The 14,932-nt window shown below is 68.4% G+C and carries 12 protein-coding genes; 10 read left to right on the top strand and 2 right to left on the bottom strand.

Features of this window, described 5'->3' with window-relative positions; all coding sequences use genetic code 11:
* The first annotated feature begins 102 nt into the window (after positions 1-102).
* The 6 genes from ACQP2X_RS12460 to ACQP2X_RS12435 all read left to right on the top strand — a co-directional run bounded on the left by ACQP2X_RS12460 (position 103) and on the right by ACQP2X_RS12435 (position 8,012).
* Positions 103-1,371, top strand: a complete 1,269-nt coding sequence (locus tag ACQP2X_RS12460; RefSeq protein WP_498696499.1) for an MFS transporter — start codon at positions 103-105, stop codon at positions 1,369-1,371.
* A gap of 16 nt (positions 1,372-1,387) precedes the next feature.
* Entirely contained in the window at positions 1,388-3,130 is a 1,743-nt protein-coding gene (locus tag ACQP2X_RS12455; protein ID WP_498696498.1) for a glycoside hydrolase family 3 protein, read from the top strand.
* A 21-nt stretch (positions 3,131-3,151) separates the two neighbouring features.
* Positions 3,152-3,376, top strand: a complete 225-nt coding sequence (locus ACQP2X_RS12450; protein ID WP_498696495.1) for a LacI family DNA-binding transcriptional regulator — start codon at positions 3,152-3,154, stop codon at positions 3,374-3,376.
* A gap of 147 nt (positions 3,377-3,523) precedes the next feature.
* Complete coding sequence (locus tag ACQP2X_RS12445; protein ID WP_498696494.1) at positions 3,524-5,662, top strand: glycoside hydrolase family 3 N-terminal domain-containing protein; 2,139 nt, start codon at positions 3,524-3,526, stop codon at positions 5,660-5,662.
* Positions 5,662-6,642, top strand: coding sequence for a phosphotransferase family protein (locus ACQP2X_RS12440; protein WP_498696492.1), 981 nt, complete (start codon positions 5,662-5,664; stop codon positions 6,640-6,642). Before ACQP2X_RS12445 ends, ACQP2X_RS12440 begins: the two co-directional genes overlap by 1 nt.
* Positions 6,643-6,680: 38 nt before the next feature.
* Complete coding sequence (locus tag ACQP2X_RS12435; protein ID WP_498696491.1) at positions 6,681-8,012, top strand: MATE family efflux transporter; 1,332 nt, start codon at positions 6,681-6,683, stop codon at positions 8,010-8,012.
* Between the two features lie 39 nt (positions 8,013-8,051).
* On the opposite strand, the gene ACQP2X_RS12430 is transcribed toward ACQP2X_RS12435, so the two are convergent.
* A complete protein-coding gene (locus ACQP2X_RS12430; protein WP_498696489.1) occupies positions 8,052-8,945 on the bottom strand; it encodes an NAD-dependent epimerase/dehydratase family protein in 894 nt (297 codons plus the stop codon).
* 156 nt (positions 8,946-9,101) lie between these two features.
* On the opposite strand from ACQP2X_RS12430, the gene ACQP2X_RS12425 reads away from it, so the two are divergent.
* The 3 genes from ACQP2X_RS12425 (at position 9,102) to ACQP2X_RS12415 (ending at position 12,326) form a co-directional block, all read left to right on the top strand.
* Positions 9,102-9,713 (top strand): TetR/AcrR family transcriptional regulator, encoded by a 612-nt coding sequence (locus ACQP2X_RS12425; protein ID WP_498696487.1) that lies wholly within the window; start codon positions 9,102-9,104, stop codon positions 9,711-9,713.
* A 288-nt stretch (positions 9,714-10,001) separates the two neighbouring features.
* Positions 10,002-11,504, top strand: a complete 1,503-nt coding sequence (locus tag ACQP2X_RS12420; protein WP_498696486.1) for an MFS transporter — start codon at positions 10,002-10,004, stop codon at positions 11,502-11,504.
* A gap of 126 nt (positions 11,505-11,630) precedes the next feature.
* On the top strand, positions 11,631-12,326 hold the full coding sequence (locus ACQP2X_RS12415) for a TetR/AcrR family transcriptional regulator (RefSeq protein ID WP_498696485.1): 696 nt from the start codon (positions 11,631-11,633) through the stop codon (positions 12,324-12,326).
* A 591-nt stretch (positions 12,327-12,917) separates the two neighbouring features.
* Here the strand turns inward: ACQP2X_RS12415 and ACQP2X_RS12410 are convergent.
* Positions 12,918-13,889: an IS30 family transposase gene (locus tag ACQP2X_RS12410; RefSeq protein ID WP_498689603.1), complete on the bottom strand. Its 972-nt coding sequence runs from the start codon at positions 13,887-13,889 to the stop codon at positions 12,918-12,920.
* Positions 13,890-14,070: 181 nt separating this feature from the next.
* Between ACQP2X_RS12410 and ACQP2X_RS12405 the strand changes: the two genes are divergently transcribed.
* Positions 14,071-14,370 (top strand): hypothetical protein, encoded by a 300-nt coding sequence (locus ACQP2X_RS12405; RefSeq protein ID WP_498696484.1) that lies wholly within the window; start codon positions 14,071-14,073, stop codon positions 14,368-14,370.
* The last annotated feature ends 562 nt before the right edge of the window (positions 14,371-14,932 follow it).

Here is a 14,932-nt window from a genome sequence, read left to right as displayed (position 1 = left end):
CTAGTTCCGCGCAAGCACAGTCGATACCTTCGGAAACGAGCCGTTAACAAATCACCGGAGCCGGCCCGGTGATCTTCCTTTCTCCTGTTCCCGAGGTCTGTGATGACGACTGCCCAATCCCGTCCGCCGGTCACCACCCCGGGGACACCCGACGCCCCCACCAGGCTGATAGTCGCCATGGCGCTGGCTCAGTTCGGCGCCTACCTGACCATCCTCACGCCGGTCGTGGTGACCCTGGCGATCCGCGTCGCCGACATCGCCCCCGACAACAAGGCCGCCGCTCTGGGCACCGTCCTGTCGGTCGGGGCGGTCCTCGCGGTGATCGGCAACCCGTTCTTCGGCGCCATGTCCGACCGCACCACCTCCCGATTCGGCCGCCGCCGCCCGTGGCTTATCGGCGGCATGGCCGTCGGCTTCACGGGCCTGCTGGTCATCGCGCTCGGCGACAGCGTCGCGATCCTGACCGCGGGATGGGCGCTGGCCCAGCTCGGGGTGAACGCCACCCTGGCCACACTGACCGCCCTGCTGCCCGACCAGATCCCGCCGCAGCAGCGCGGCAAGGTGAGCGGCCTGCTGGGATTGATGACCTCGGTCGCCATCCTGGTCGGTAGCGCCCTCGCCACCGCACTGTCCGGCAACGCGCTGCTGATGTTCGCGGTCCCGGCCGCGATCGGGCTGGCCACCACGCTCCTGCTGATTCTGATCCTCAAGGACCGTCCGGCCGAGAAGGGCCATTTCGCGCCCTATCGGCTCAAGGAGTTCCTGGCCACCTTCTACATCAACCCGCGCCGGCACCCCGACTTCGCCTGGAACATCCTCAGCCGCTTCCTGATCTGGACCGGGCTGTCCTGCGTCACCACTTACCAGAGTTACCTGCTCATCGACCGGTTCGGCTACACCACCGACAACGTGGCCGGCGCCATCCTGGTCGCCACCTTGGTCAGCACGGTCGGCCTGGTCGCCGGTTCCACCCTCGGCGGCACCTTCTCGGACCGTCTCGCCCGGCGCAAACCGTTCGTGCTCGGCGCCGGCGTCGTGATCGCCGCCTCGCTGACACTGATCGCGTTCGCCGGCAGTTTCCCCGTCTTCCTCGTCTCGTCGCTGATCTACGGCCTCGGCCAGGGCGCCTACCTCGCCGTCGACCTCGCCCTCGCCACCGACGTTCTGCCCAACCCCGACGACGCCGCCAAGGACATGGGCGTACTCAACATCGCCAACGCCCTGCCGCAATCACTCGTCCCGATCGTGGCCGCCCCGATCCTCGCCATCGGCACCGGCGACGACTCCAACTACAGCCTGCTCTTCCTGCTCGGCGCCGTGGTCGCCGTGGCCGGTTCGCTGGTGGTCCGCATGGTCCGCGGCGCCCGCTAGTCACAAGGAGAAACCGATGAACCCGTACCAGAACCCGCAGCTGCCGATCGAGGATCGCGTCGCCGATCTGCTCGGCCGGATGACCCTGGCCGAGAAGGCCGGGCTCATGTTCCACACCATGGCCACGATCGGCCCGGACGGCACGCTGGCACCGGCCAACGCCATGATCCCGGCCGCCGAGTCCCTGATCCGCGGCCGCGAGATCAACCACTTCAACATCCTGACCTTCGGCCCGACCACTCCCCGCGCCATCGCCGAGTGGCACAACCGCCTCCAGCAGATCGCCGCGGACACCCGGCTCGGCATCCCGGTCACCATCTCGACCGATCCCCGCCACGGAGTGATCGACAACCCCGCCACCTCGGCCGCGGCCGGCGGCTTCTCGGCCTGGCCGGAGCCGATCGGCCTGGGCGCCACCAAAGACCCTTCGCTGGTACGCGAGTTCGCCGACATCGTCCGTCAGGAGTACCTCGCCGCAGGCATCCGGGTCGCCCTGCACCCGATGGCCGACCTCGCCTCGGAACCACGGTGGGCCCGCACCAGCGGCACCCTCGGCTCGGACGCCGACACCGTCTCCACGCTGCTGACCGCCTACATCCTCGGCCTGCAAGGCGACGAGCTCGGCCCCGACTCGGTGGCCGCCATGGTGAAGCACTTCCCCGGCGCCGGGCCGCAGAAGGACGGCGAGGACGGCCACTTCGAGTACGGCCGCGAACAGGTCTACCCCGGCGGCATGTGGGACTATCACCTCAAGCCGTTCGAGGCCGCCTTCGCCGCCGGCGCGGCACAGGTGATGCCCTACTACGGCATGCCGGTCGGCACCGAGTACGAAGAGGTCGGCTTCGGCTTCAACAAGGGCGTCATCGAGGGCCTGCTGCGGCAGCGGTACGGCTTCGACGGCGTGGTCTGCACCGACTGGGGCCTGGTCAGCGACGCCGAGATCATGGGCGAGCCGATGGCCGCGCGCGCCTGGGGCGCCGAGCACCTCGACCGCCACTCCCGGCTCGAGAAGATCCTCAACGCGGGCGCCGACCAGCTCGGCGGCGAGTACTGCCCCGAACTGGTCCTCGAACTGGTCGAGCAGGGCCGGATCAGTGAGGCCCGCATCGATGTCTCGGTGCGCCGGATCCTGCGCGACAAGTTCCGCCTCGGCCTGTTCGACGACCGCCGCTTCGTCGACCCGGCCGCGGCCGAGCGCATCGCCGGTCAGCCAGAGTTCAGGGCGGCCGCCCTGCAAGCGCAGCGCCGGTCGATCGTCGTACTCTCCTCGTCGATCCTGCCGCTCACCGAAGGCACCACGGTCTACCTTGATGGGGTGCAACCGGACGTCGCCGCCCGTTATGCCAAGGTCGTCGACGACCCGGCGCTCGCCGACATCGCGATCGTGCGCCGCGCCGCACCCTACGAGCCGCGAGAAGGCGGCTTCGAAGCGTTCTTCCACGCTGGTCGCCTGGACTTCTCCGAGAAGGAGCTGGAGCCGGTTCTCTCCCTTGCCGAGACGCTGCCGACCGTCGTGGACGTGATGCTGGACCGGCCCGCGGTACTCACCCCGCTCGCCTCGAAGGTGTCCGCGCTGATCGGCACGTTCGGCGCCAGTGACGAGGCTCTGCTCGACGTGCTGTTCGGCCGTTCCCCGGCCACCGGCACCCTGCCGTTCGAGCTCCCGTCGTCGATGGCCGCGGTCGAGGCCTCGCGCGAGGACGTGCCGAACGACACCAAGGAACCCCTGTTCCCGTACGGCCACGGCCTGTCGATCTGATTCGTCGAAAGGAGCGCCGCCGTGCCGGCGAAGCTGACGATCGAGGATGTCGCCCGGGCCGCCGGCGTGTCACGGGCGACGGTGTCCCGGGTGATGAACGACGTGCCCGGTGCCACGGAGGCGGTGCGCCACCGGGTTCGCGGCGCCGCATCGCGGCGATCCACGGCCCCATGTTCATCTCGTGTGGGGTCAACCGGCGGGCCGGTTACCTGCGAGCGGCCGGCGAGCTCGGTCTCGCGGATCTGAGCGACTACGGAGGCTTCACTCGCGAGGGTGGCCTCGAAGCGCACTGGAGCCGAGAGCGCTCTCGCCCGTACCGTGCCGCCGCGGACGTGCCTTCGTCAACGTCGCCGCTAAGGCGTTTGTTCGTACGTAAATGATGTGGAGAAACCGATGACCGACGACACCGCACGGGTTCACGAGCTGCTCAGGAACATGACAACGGAAGAGAAGGCGGGTCAGCTGACCCAGCTCTTCTACTTCCAGCAGCCGCCCGGTGACCCGCGGGCGGTGGAGGCGGCGCTGGGCCGTGGCGAGGTCGGGTCGCTGTTGTTCGTGACCGATCCGGCCGAGATCAACCGGTTGCAGCGCCTGGCCGTCGAGGGCAGCCGGCAGGGGATTCCCGCGCTGTTCGGGTTCGACGTCATCCACGGCCTGCGCACGATCTTCCCGGTGCCGATTGCGATGGCCGCCTCGTGGGATCCGGAGATCATCGAGCGCGGGCAGGCGGTCGCCGCCGAGGAGGCACGGGCGGTCGGGATCCACTGGACGTTCGCCCCGATGGTCGACATCGCCCGCGACCCGCGCTGGGGCCGAATCGTCGAGGGCGCCGGCGAGGACCCCGTACTCGGCGCGGCCGTCGCTGCCGCTCAGGTCCGCGGGTTCCAGCAGCACATCATCGCCGGGCCCAAGCACTTCGGCGGGTACGGCGCCGCGCTCGGCGGCCGGGACTACGACGAGGTCAACCTGTCCGACTACGAGCTCTGGAACGTCTACTTCCCGCCGTTCGAAGCGGCCGTCAAGGCCGGTGCGGGCAACGTCATGACCGCGTACATGGATCTCAATGGTGTGCCCGCCACCGCCAGCCGCTGGCTTTTCACCGAGGTGCTGCGCGAGACATGGGGTTTCGACGGGTTCGTCGTGAGCGACGCCAACGCCGTACGCAACCTGGTGACCCACGGCTTCGCCCGTGACCTGCCCGAGGCGGCGGCACGAGCGGTCTCGGCCGGCGTCGATCTGGAGATGGCCACCCACGATCCGGCCAACCGCCACCTGTCGGAGGCAGTCGAGACCCTGGACGCAAGCGTCCGCCGGATCATCGACGCCAAGGTCAAGCTCGGGTTGTTCGACGATCCGTACGTCGACGAGGACCGCGCCCGCGAGATCCTGGCCGACCCGTCGCACCGGCAGGTCGCCCGCGAGGCCGCGCAGCGCTCGGCCGTCCTGCTGCGCAACGAGGGTGACCTGTTGCCTCTGAATCCGGAGGCGCTGGGGTCGATCGCGGTGCTCGGCCCGCTCGCCGACTCCAAGCGCGACACCCTCGGCCCGTGGGTGTTCGACTTCGACCTGGACGAGACGGTCACCGTGCTCGACGGGATCCGCCGCGCCGCCGGCGACCGGATCCGCGTCGACTACGCCCCAGGCGTTGCCGTGCAGCAGCGTACGTTCCCCTCGATGTTCGACTCGTTCGGCGACAACACCCCGTCCGACCCGGAGGGCTTCGACCCGGACGCCGAGTTCGCCCGCGCGGTCGAGATCGCCACCGCGGCCGACGTGGCCGTCGTGGTGGTCGGCGAGTGGCAGAACATGATCGGCGAGGCCGCGTCCCGCTCCTCGCTCGACCTGCCCGGACGCCAGCTCGAGCTGTTGCAGGCGGTCGTCGCCAGCGGCACCCCCACGGTCGCCCTGGTCATGAACGGCCGGCCCCTCGACCTGCGCTGGGCCGCCGAGAACGTCCCGGCCATCCTCGACATCTGGTACCCCGGCACCCAGGGCGGCAACGCCGTCGCCGACCTGCTCTTCGGCGCCGTCTCGCCCGGCGGGAAGCTGCCGTTCACGTGGCCCCGCAGCGTCGGCCAGGTGCCGATGGTCTACTCGCACACCCGCTCCCACGAGCCGGAGAACCAGGGCCGCCGCTACTGGGACGAGGCCAGCACGCCGCTGTTCCCGTTCGGGCACGGTCTCAGCTACGGCCGGATCTCCTACGACGACCTCACCATCGACGGCGGCGACACGGCGACCGTCACCGTCAGGGTCACCAACGAGGCCGACCGTGAGGCACCCGAGGTGGTCCAGCTCTATCTGCACCAGCGCCACGGCCGCGCTTCGCGTCCCGTCCGCGAGCTCAAGGCGTTCGAGCGTGTGGTCGTCCCCGCCCACGGCAGCCGGACCGTGCGGTTCACCGTCGGCCCGGAGCAGCGCCGGTACTGGCACCCGGGCACTCGCGACTGGGTCCTGGACTCTTCCACCTTCGACGTGTGGGTCGGCGGCAGCAGCGCGGCCGAGCTCACCGGAACCTTCGAGGTCGCCTGATGGAAAGCATCACCAAGAACCGCCAGACGCCGGACACCCTGCGCGCCATGGTCGCCCGGGCCTACGGCCCTTCGCAGGTGCCTGATGGCGACACCTTCGCGGAGGAGATGGGGCACGGCTGGTTCAACGTCGCCTACAAGATCCGGCTGCGGGACGGCGCCCACGTCGTGGTCAAGATCGCGCCGCCGCCGCAGATCGAGGTGATGACGTACGAGCGTGGGGCGATGGCGATCGAGCTGGCCTCACTGAAGCTGATCGCCGAGCACACCAACGTGCCGGTGCCCCGGGTGGACTACGCCGACCGTAGCCACGAGCTGGTCGACGCCGACTACTTCTTCATGCCTTACATCGACGCCGACAACTTCGGCATCGTACGCGAAAGCCTCTCTGACGCTGCTGCCTATGACGAGGCGCTCGGTGCCGCCACGCGCGAGATCAACAGCATTGTCGGCGCCGGGTTCGGGCCGCTCGCCGGGCCGTTGGACGCCACCTGGCGGGCCTGCTTCACCCGCATGATCGGCGACGTGCTGGCCGACGGCGAGCGCCGCGAGGTCGACCTCGGCTATTCCTACGACGTCGTCAGGGAAGTGATCGCCGCCAACGAGGGCTGCCTGGACGAGGTGACCGAGCCCCGCTTCGTCGAGTGGGATCTCTGGGACAGCAACGTCATGATCCGCGACGGGAAGATCGTCGCGATCATCGACCACGAACGGGCCTTCTACGGCGACCCGCTCATCGAGGCCGGCTTCACCGCCATCGACCTGCCCGCCTTCGGCGACCCGGCCGCGTTCATGCGCGGCTACGGCCACCCCGAGCTCACCGCCACCGAACGGCAGCGCCGCAAGCTCTACACCCTTTACCTGATCCTCATCATGATCATCGAGACCGACTACCGCGGGCACACCGACACCAAGCAGTACGACTGGGCCCGCGAACGCCTGCACGAAGTCATGGCCCTGTTCGACAAGGAAGCCCGCTGAACCGCACCACTCGCCCGCCCTCAGCCGAGGGACCAGCGATGCTCGGCAGCCGCCCGATCGGGCGGCTGCTATGGCAAACCTGCTCCCAGACCACGCTGTCGGTCGGTGTGTACGGGATCTACGCGCTCACCAACGCCTGGTTCGTCGCCCGCGGCGTCGGCGCTGACGCGATGGCCGCGGTCAACCTGGCCGCCCCGGTCCTGCTCGTGCTCGGCGCCGTCTCCACCACGGTCGGCGCGGGTGGCGCCTCGCTGGTCTCGCGTCGTCTCGGCGCCGGCGATCCGGCCGGGGCGGCCCGCGCCACCGGCAACGCCTTCGCCGTGTTCTGGCTGACCGCCGTCCTCATCACCGTCGGCGGCCTGCTCAGCCTCGACCCACTGCTGACCGCGCTCGGCGCCGACGACGCCACCCGGAGCCTGACCCGTGACTACACGATCGTGCTGCTGGGCGGGGCGCTCGTCTCGACCGGCTTCTCCAGCCTGGTCCGGGCCGAGGGCCGCCTGCGCTTCTCCACGATGCTCTGGGTCATCCCGGTCCTGGTCCAGATCACCCTCGACCCGCTGCTGATCTTCGGCCTTGGGTGGGGTGTGCGGGGCGCGGCGCTGGGCACGGTCGGCGGCCAGGCCGTCTCGGCGGCGATGAGCATCTGGTTCTTCTTCCTGCAGAGGAACCGCCCCTACCGCATCCGGGCGGCCGACCTGCGCCCGCACGGCCCGACCGTGCGGGCCCTGATCGGCGTCGGCGCCCCGTCCTTCCTGGCCGGCATCGGCACCACCGGAATGGCCGTGCTGGTCAACAACACCCTGGCCGGCGCCGGCGGCGCAGTCGCCCTGGCCGCGTACGCCGTCTGTGCCCGGGTACAGACCTTCGTCGCCATGCCGCAACTGGGCATCAGCCAGGGCCTGCAACCCATCGTCGGCTACAACACAGGGCAACGACTGCACGACCGAGTCCGGCGCGCCAGAACGCTGGCCCTGCGCGCCACCGTGCTCTACGGCGGTGTGACCGCCGCCGTGACGGCACTGCTCGCCGGTCCGCTCGTGGCCCTGTTCCTGCCCGACGGCGAGACGGCGGCGAGCGCCCGGCAGGCCCTGCGCATCATCGCCATCGGCTTCCTCGCCGCCGGCGTCACGCCGCTCATTTCGGCCTACAGTCAGGCCATCGGCCGGCCCACACTGTCGTACATCATCTCGGTCGGCACTCTGCTCGCCATCAAGGTTCCCCTCGTCGTCGGCCTCGCCCACGTCGGCACCACGGGGATCTGGATGGCGCTTGCCCTCGGCGAGATCGTCTCAGCCCTGGTAGGCCTGATCCTGTTGCGACGACTCCGGCCAAACTCGCCCACGCCGTCCGCATCATCGATGCGATGATGCGGACGGCGGTCGCCGCGGCGACCGGCTTTGCGCCGCTCAGTCCAGGGAGATCCGCTTCTCGACGAGCTCGGACAGCAACGACGGCTCACGCGGAGTCCACCGCAGCAGCGCCGCCAGATCGAGTTCCGAACTGCGCAGATCGAGCGCGAGCGTCGGAGCCGCCGGACCGACAGCGTCGACCGCCTCGGGGATGGTAAGGCTGACCGGGTCCTGGTCCGAACCCGCGGCGATGCTCATCGCGTGGGCGAGGTCGTAGCCCAGCACCGTTCCGCCGACAGCGTTGACACCGGTCCCGGCCGGCGCGGTCTCCAGCGCCGACACATAAAGGCGAGCCAGATCGTTGACGTGGATGGTCACGATCCGGTTCGCGCCGTCCCCGATGTAGAAGGCGGGGGCGCCGGAGCGGACGTAGCGACCCAGCGCGGTGATGAATACGCTGGCGCTGCCCTCCCCGTAGACCAGCGGCGGGCGGACGATCAAGGGCCGTACACCGTGGTCCTTCGACGCCAGGACGTCCTTTTCAATGGCGACCCGCCACGCCAGCGCGGGGTTCGTGGTGTACGGCGTCTCGTCGGTCACCACAGCCACGTCGGAGCCGATGAAGACCGACAACCCGCTCGTGAGCACGAACGCCTTGCCGGTGTCGGCGTAGGCCGCCAGGATCGCTTCGATGGCGGCGCGGTCGGCCGGGGTGCCGCCCTGAGGGCCACCGATGGCCAGGTACACCGTGGCATCCGCCTCTTGGCTGGCTCGGACGACCACGTCGAGGTCCTCCACCGAGCCGTCGACGAACTCGACCTCGACCCCGGCCAGTTTCGCTTTCGATGCCTCGGAGCGGGCCAGGACGACGGCGGTGTGACCCGCGGCCGACAACTCGCGGGCAACGGCACGACCGATGTAGCCGGTGCCGCCGATGAGAAGAACCTTCATGTCCGAGCTCCTGTTGTGCCACTTGCCTACTTGACTAACTAGACAAGTACAGCACTTCGCGTAAAGTGCGTCAACAAACCGTCATGACGCCTTGGTCACTGGCCTCGACGTCACCCTCGGGTATCGTGGCCCGACCGGGAGAGGAAAGGGTCGTTCATGAAAGAGCCGCCGAGCGCCCAGGCAGCCCGGGATTCCGATCGCGCGGCGCGGCGCACCGACCAGATCGCGGATGCGGCGCTCGAGGTGTTCCTGCGCTACGGCTACCGCAAGACGTCGATGGACGACGTCGCCGAAGCCGCCGGGCTCTCACGCCAAGGGCTCTACCTGCACTACGCCAACAAAGAAGAGCTCTTTCACGGAGTCCTGCGCCGGCTGGCGAGTCGACTGCTCGATCTGGTGAAGGCGGCCCTGAGCGGTGCCGGCAAGACCGAGCGCGAGCGCTTGTTCGCGGCATTCGAGGTCATCTACGACGAGGGCACGACCCTCAACAGCGGACGCGCGACCGAACTGTTCGCGACGGCAGCGGAACTCGGACCGAGTTTGGTGACAGACATGCAGCAGGGGGTCGTGACCGCTGTCGCCGCCGCACTTCGCGACGCCGGCGTCGAAGACCAGTGGCGCCCGCTCCACATCACCGCCGACCAACTGGCCACCCACCTGCTCGCCACCGCACATGGGCTCGTCCAGATGATGCCCGACAAGGACCACTTCGTGCAGCACATGCAGACCGCGATCAGCATCGTGACGGACATTCCCCAACGCCCCTGAGGCACAGAACCGACCATGTCAGGGCTTCCGGCGCACGCCGGAAGCCCTGATGTCGTTTCGTGGGCTACACCACTGAAAAGACGAGCTTTACAGGCTTGGGCAACTCTGTAAAGCATGACAACCTTGATCAGGGAGCGATGCGACGACTCACCCGGCGAGGTGCACCGCAATCGCAACCAAAAATCCCGCTGACGCCTTCAAGTGCAGGCGGCTGCGGACGAAGTGGATAGCAGCTATCCACAAAGACTTGAGCACCGCCCTTCGCCTCGTCGATGAAACGGACCGACCATGACCACTCAACTGCAAGCCCCGAGCGGCGCCCACGCGGCCTCGCCGGCGCCGCACCCCAACCACGCCAAGCGCTGGCTGATCCTCGGCGTCCTCGGCCTCGCCCAATTGATGGTCGTGCTGGACGCGACGATCGTGAACATCGCCTTGCCCTCGGCCCAGCAGTCCCTCGACTTCTCCAACGACTCGCGGCAGTGGGTCGTCACCGCCTACGCCCTGGCCTTCGGCGCGCTGCTGCCGCTCGGCGGCCGGATCGGCGACCTCATCGGCCGCAAGAACGCCCTGCTCATCGGCCTGATCGGCTTCGCCGCAGCATCCGCCGTCGGCGGCGCCGCTCAAGGCTTCGAAATGCTGGTCGCCGCCCGCGGCGCCCAGGGCCTGTTCGGTGCGCTGCTCGCCCCCGCCGTACTGTCGCTGCTGACCACCACCTTCACCGACGCGAAGGAACGCGCCACCGCTTTCGGCATCTACGGCGCCATCGCCGGCGCCGGCGGCGCCATCGGCCTGCTGCTCGGCGGCGTGCTCACCGAATACCTCGACTGGCGCTGGTGCATGTACGTCAACGTCATCTTCGCCGTCCTCGCCGGCATCGGCGCCATCCTGTGGCTGCACAACCAACGCCACGACGGTCCCCGCCGCCGCCTCGACATCCCCGGCACCATCACCGTCTCCGCCGGCCTGTTCGCCCTCGTCTACGGCTTCGCCAACGCCGAGACCCACGACTGGAGCGACATCCTGGTGTGGGGCTGGCTGGCCGCCGCCGTCGTCCTGCTCGCCGCCTTCGTCGCCATCCAGGCCCGCGTCGCCAACCCGCTCATCCCGCTGCGCGTACTGCTCGACCGCACCCGCGGCGGCGCCCTGATCGCCGTCCTGCTGCTCGGCATCGGCACCTTCGCCGTCTTCCTGTTCCTCACCTACTACCTGCAGCAGAACCTCGGCTTCTCCCCGATCGGCTCCGGCCTGGCGTTCCTGCCCATGATCGGCGCCCTGTCGATCACCGCGACCGTGGCCACCAGCAAGCTGGTTCCCCGCGTCGGCCCACGACCGCTCGTGCCCACCGGCTTCCTTCTCGGCGCCGCCGGCATGCTGTGGCTCACCCAGCTCGACGCCGGCTCCACCTACGCCGCGAACATCCTCGGCCCCCTGATCATCATGGGCCTGGGTATCGGCTTGGCCATGGCCCCCTCCATGACCGCGGGCACCTCCGGGGTGCACGCCGACGACGCCGGTGTCGCCTCCGCCCTGGTCAACACCGCCCAGCAGGTCGGCGGCTCGGTCGGCACCGCCGTCCTGAGCAGCATCGCCGCGGCCGCCATCACCGATTACCTCACCGGCAAGAACCCCACCACCGAGGTGATCGCGGCAGCCACCATCAACAGCTACACCACCACTTTCGCCTGGGTGGCCGGCTTCTTCGCCGCCGGAGCAATCCTCAGCGCCCTGCTGCTGCGCTCCGGCCCGCTCCAAAGCGACCCGGACGCCGCACCCACCGTTCACATGTAGACCACGAAATCGTCGGAGCGCGGGTGGCCACAGCCACCCGCGCTCCGACCGTGAACGGCGCGCGCACCCCGTCTCGCGGGGTTATGGTCACAGGGGTCCTCACTCGCGGCACTGCGGAGGTCATTCATGCCGTCCGCAGAGCCGCCCGCACCGGTCGCGGCGCCGGCCCCCACGCTAAGGCGCGACGCCGAACGCAATCGCCAGCGAATTCTCGACGCGGCCCGCGAGGTATTCGCCGCCCAGGGCCTCACCGCCGGCCTCAACGAGATCGCCCGGCACGCGGGCCTCGGAGTCGGCACGGTCTACCGGCGCTTCCCCGACAAAGAAGCCCTCATCGAGGCGGTCCTGCAAGACGAGGTCGACGCCATCGTCGAGGTAGCCACCAACTACTGCCGCGCCGAGAACGCCTGGGACGGGCTAACCGGCCTACTGCACACCCTCGCCGAACGCCAGGTCGCCAACCGCGGCTTGCAAGAAGCCATGCTCAGCTCAAGCCAGGACCGAAACCTCACCACGGCGTTCCGCGCCCGGCTCGGGCCCCGCGTCGCGGAACTTGTCGACCGCGCACAGCGTGACGGCCTACTTAGACCTGGCGTATCGCTCGGCGACCTACTGATGATCATGCACATGGTCTGCGCCCTGGGCAGGGCCAGCGAAGCAGTGTCGCCAGGGGCCTACCAGCAATACCTGGCCCTGTTCCTCGATTCGCTGCGCACAGCACCTTCAGGCTCGCTTCCGGCCCCCGGGATCACCGAAAGCCAGGCCGAATCGATCACCGGCCGGCTGGCACCCAGCGAGCCGCGCGCACTCGACCGATCTTGACGAGGGCATTCAGCCTCGGCGGGGCGCTAACGCCGGCGCAGAGCACAGGACCCACTATCCCGGTCACGGCTCCACCATTCCCCGAGGCTTGGAACTACGAGCCGCGGCGATGACGCCATCTTCGAGCTGTCGTCACACGACGACCCGCGCCGCTGGATAATCGTGTCGTCGTGTATATCTCGATCAAAACCAATGCGACCAAAGGTTCGACAAAGACAAGCGCTACATGCTCGGACTCACCATCCTGCAGAACAGCCGAGGCTGGTATATGCGCGATCCCCTCCAGGTTCGCAGGACGAAATACGCACCGCAATCGCCGCACGATTCAACCTCCCGGCGGGCGCCGCTTCCGGTGCGGTATTCCCGCTCGCGCCAGACACTCTCTATTCTTCATTGCACGGCTTGACCCCAACGTCCCACCGCCAGAATTTCCGCCGGACCTGGCCTTCGATACAAAAGCGCTGATAGCCGCGACTGTCAACATCGCCGTCATGCTCGACGACGAACAAATCGAAGAGGTTCCCGAGACAGCATGGGCGAACGCGAATCAAGACTTCGGCGATTGGCTCGACGGCGAACGCCGCGGCAGATTCAGTCAGTGGAAGCATGTGACTCTACGAGTTCGGTGAATATCTCGGAGGGTTTCTTCCAGTCGAAGATTTTACGTGGCCGGTCGTTGATTTCGGCGGCGACCCGGGCGAGGTAGTCGGGGCTGGACGTGATCGGGACGCCTTTCGGGAAGTACTCCCGCACGATCCGGTTCAGGTTTTCGTTGCTGCCACGCTGCCAGGGACTGTGCGGGTGAGCGAAGAAGACCGGCAGGCCGGTGGCCGTGATCGCCGCGTGGCGGGCCATTTCGGCGCCGCAGTCCCAGGTCAGCGAGCGGCGGATCTGTGCCGGGAGGCTGCCGGTGGCGGCGATGACGGCTTCGGTGACGCTCAGCGAGTCCCGGCCGGTGAGCGGGACCAGGATCAGGAACCGGGAGCTGCGTTCTACCAGCGTGGCGACGGCGGTCTTGCCGTTCTTACCGATGACAAGATCGCCCTCCCAATGTCCGGGCACGGCCCGGCCTTCGACCTCGGCGGGACGTTCGTCGAGGTAGCGGGGCTCGCGGATACGCGGTGCCGGCTCGGGTCGCGGCCCGGAGCGGCGGGCCGGGCGGCCGGTCCGCAGCCGGATCAACTCCTTTGCGAGCGTGGAGACAGGCTGGGCGTAGACCCACTGGTAGATGGCTTCGTGCGACACCCGCACAGCGTGATCGTCAGGTACGAGGTCGGGCAAGCGACCCGCGATCGAGGCCGGCGACCATCCGGCCCGCAGCCGCTCGATCACGACTGTCCGTAACCGCTGGGAGCGCTCGACCGCGAGGAGTTTCGGCCGGGTCCGGGCCGTCGCGGCGGCCGTGTCCGCGGCCACCGCCCGGTAGCCGGCCCGGCCGCCGTGCCGCGCGACCTCCCGCGACACGATCGACGGGTTCCGGCCGAGCCGCATGCCGATTTCCTTATACAGCAAGCCTTCCGCGAGTCCGCGGGAGATCTCTTCACGGTCGGCCGTCGTCAGCATTACACGCACGGCGGGCATCCTGTCCCACCGAACCACCAAGATCAAATGCTACGACCGACTGAATCTGCCCGCGACAAGCAACAGAAACGCAACTGCATCGACGTCGTCCTGCTCAACGACTTCCGCAAAGAAATCGCGCAGGAGGCACTGGCGGCCGGCGCGAGCCGGAACAGATGTCGCAGTGGATCCGCAACCGCTGGGGCGCAGCATCAGCGAACTCCCCGCCACGGGGTTGCTCCGGGAGCTGACATACGAACGGCACCTCAACGTCGGGGCCACGTGGCGGCGCAACGACCTCACGGACATGATGTACCTGTCCTTCGCCATCGGCTACGCCGACGTCGTCGTCCGCGAACGCCACATGCGAACCGCACTCCATCAAAGCCTCCGCAGCCTCGGACGCTCCACACAGGTGTTCCGGCGCCTATCGGATGCCATCGAGCCAACCGCGGAACTGCTAGCCACTCGGGTGCAACGGTGAAATAGCGACAGCATAAACGGGCTTCCGGAGCAGCTCAGAATGTTGATTTCCGGCCATTCGAGTGACCATGGGATACACTCGACAGACACGCCAGAAGCCAGTGTAGAATAAATGCATGAACACGCGCCGTTGGCGCGGATGCAGATTGAGGGGGCTCAACTCCCCCTCCGGACACGATATGTACCTTTTGCGGGGTTTAAGCCGAGGCTTGAACCCCGTTTTCGTGTTCAAAGCGGTCTCTGCGGCACGTTTCTCTTTCACCGGTGCTCCGGCGAGGTGTTCAAGCGGGTTGCGGAGACACCCAGCAACCCGCGCAGCCAGAAACCGGACGTAATTTCGGCGTACGCCTGGTCGACGAGACCGCTATGACACGCTTCCAGCCGCCAACATCGGCTCACCGCTCGAACACGCCCCAGCCGCCCGACAGGCCTCACCCGTTACCCACGATCCGCGGCATGGCCGTTCGCCGGGTCGTCGTCGGAGAGGGTCAACTCGACCAGCCGCTCCCCTGGCCTTGCGGCACCGTCGTGACGGTCAGCAGCGCCGGCGACGATCATGCCTA

This window comes from Actinoplanes sp. CA-131856 (assembly GCF_050956135.1).
Classification (GTDB): Bacteria; Actinomycetota; Actinomycetes; order Mycobacteriales; family Micromonosporaceae; genus Actinoplanes.
Note: the sequence above shows the minus strand (reverse complement) of the source record. Positions and strands in the feature narration are given on the sequence as shown.

Coding starts and splice junctions, on each gene's coding strand:
- ACQP2X_RS12460 (WP_498696499.1), top strand. CDS start 103: ATGACGACTGCCCAATCCCGTCCGCCGGTCACCACCCCGGGGACACCC.
- ACQP2X_RS12430 (WP_498696489.1), bottom strand. CDS start 8,945: ATGAAGGTTCTTCTCATCGGCGGCACCGGCTACATCGGTCGTGCCGTT.
- ACQP2X_RS12435 (WP_498696491.1), top strand. CDS start 6,681: ATGCTCGGCAGCCGCCCGATCGGGCGGCTGCTATGGCAAACCTGCTCC.
- ACQP2X_RS12440 (WP_498696492.1), top strand. CDS start 5,662: ATGGAAAGCATCACCAAGAACCGCCAGACGCCGGACACCCTGCGCGCC.
- ACQP2X_RS12420 (WP_498696486.1), top strand. CDS start 10,002: ATGACCACTCAACTGCAAGCCCCGAGCGGCGCCCACGCGGCCTCGCCG.
- ACQP2X_RS12455 (WP_498696498.1), top strand. CDS start 1,388: ATGAACCCGTACCAGAACCCGCAGCTGCCGATCGAGGATCGCGTCGCC.
- ACQP2X_RS12410 (WP_498689603.1), bottom strand. CDS start 13,889: ATGCTGACGACGGCCGACCGTGAAGAGATCTCCCGCGGACTCGCGGAA.
- ACQP2X_RS12425 (WP_498696487.1), top strand. CDS start 9,102: ATGAAAGAGCCGCCGAGCGCCCAGGCAGCCCGGGATTCCGATCGCGCG.
- ACQP2X_RS12445 (WP_498696494.1), top strand. CDS start 3,524: ATGACCGACGACACCGCACGGGTTCACGAGCTGCTCAGGAACATGACA.
- ACQP2X_RS12415 (WP_498696485.1), top strand. CDS start 11,631: ATGCCGTCCGCAGAGCCGCCCGCACCGGTCGCGGCGCCGGCCCCCACG.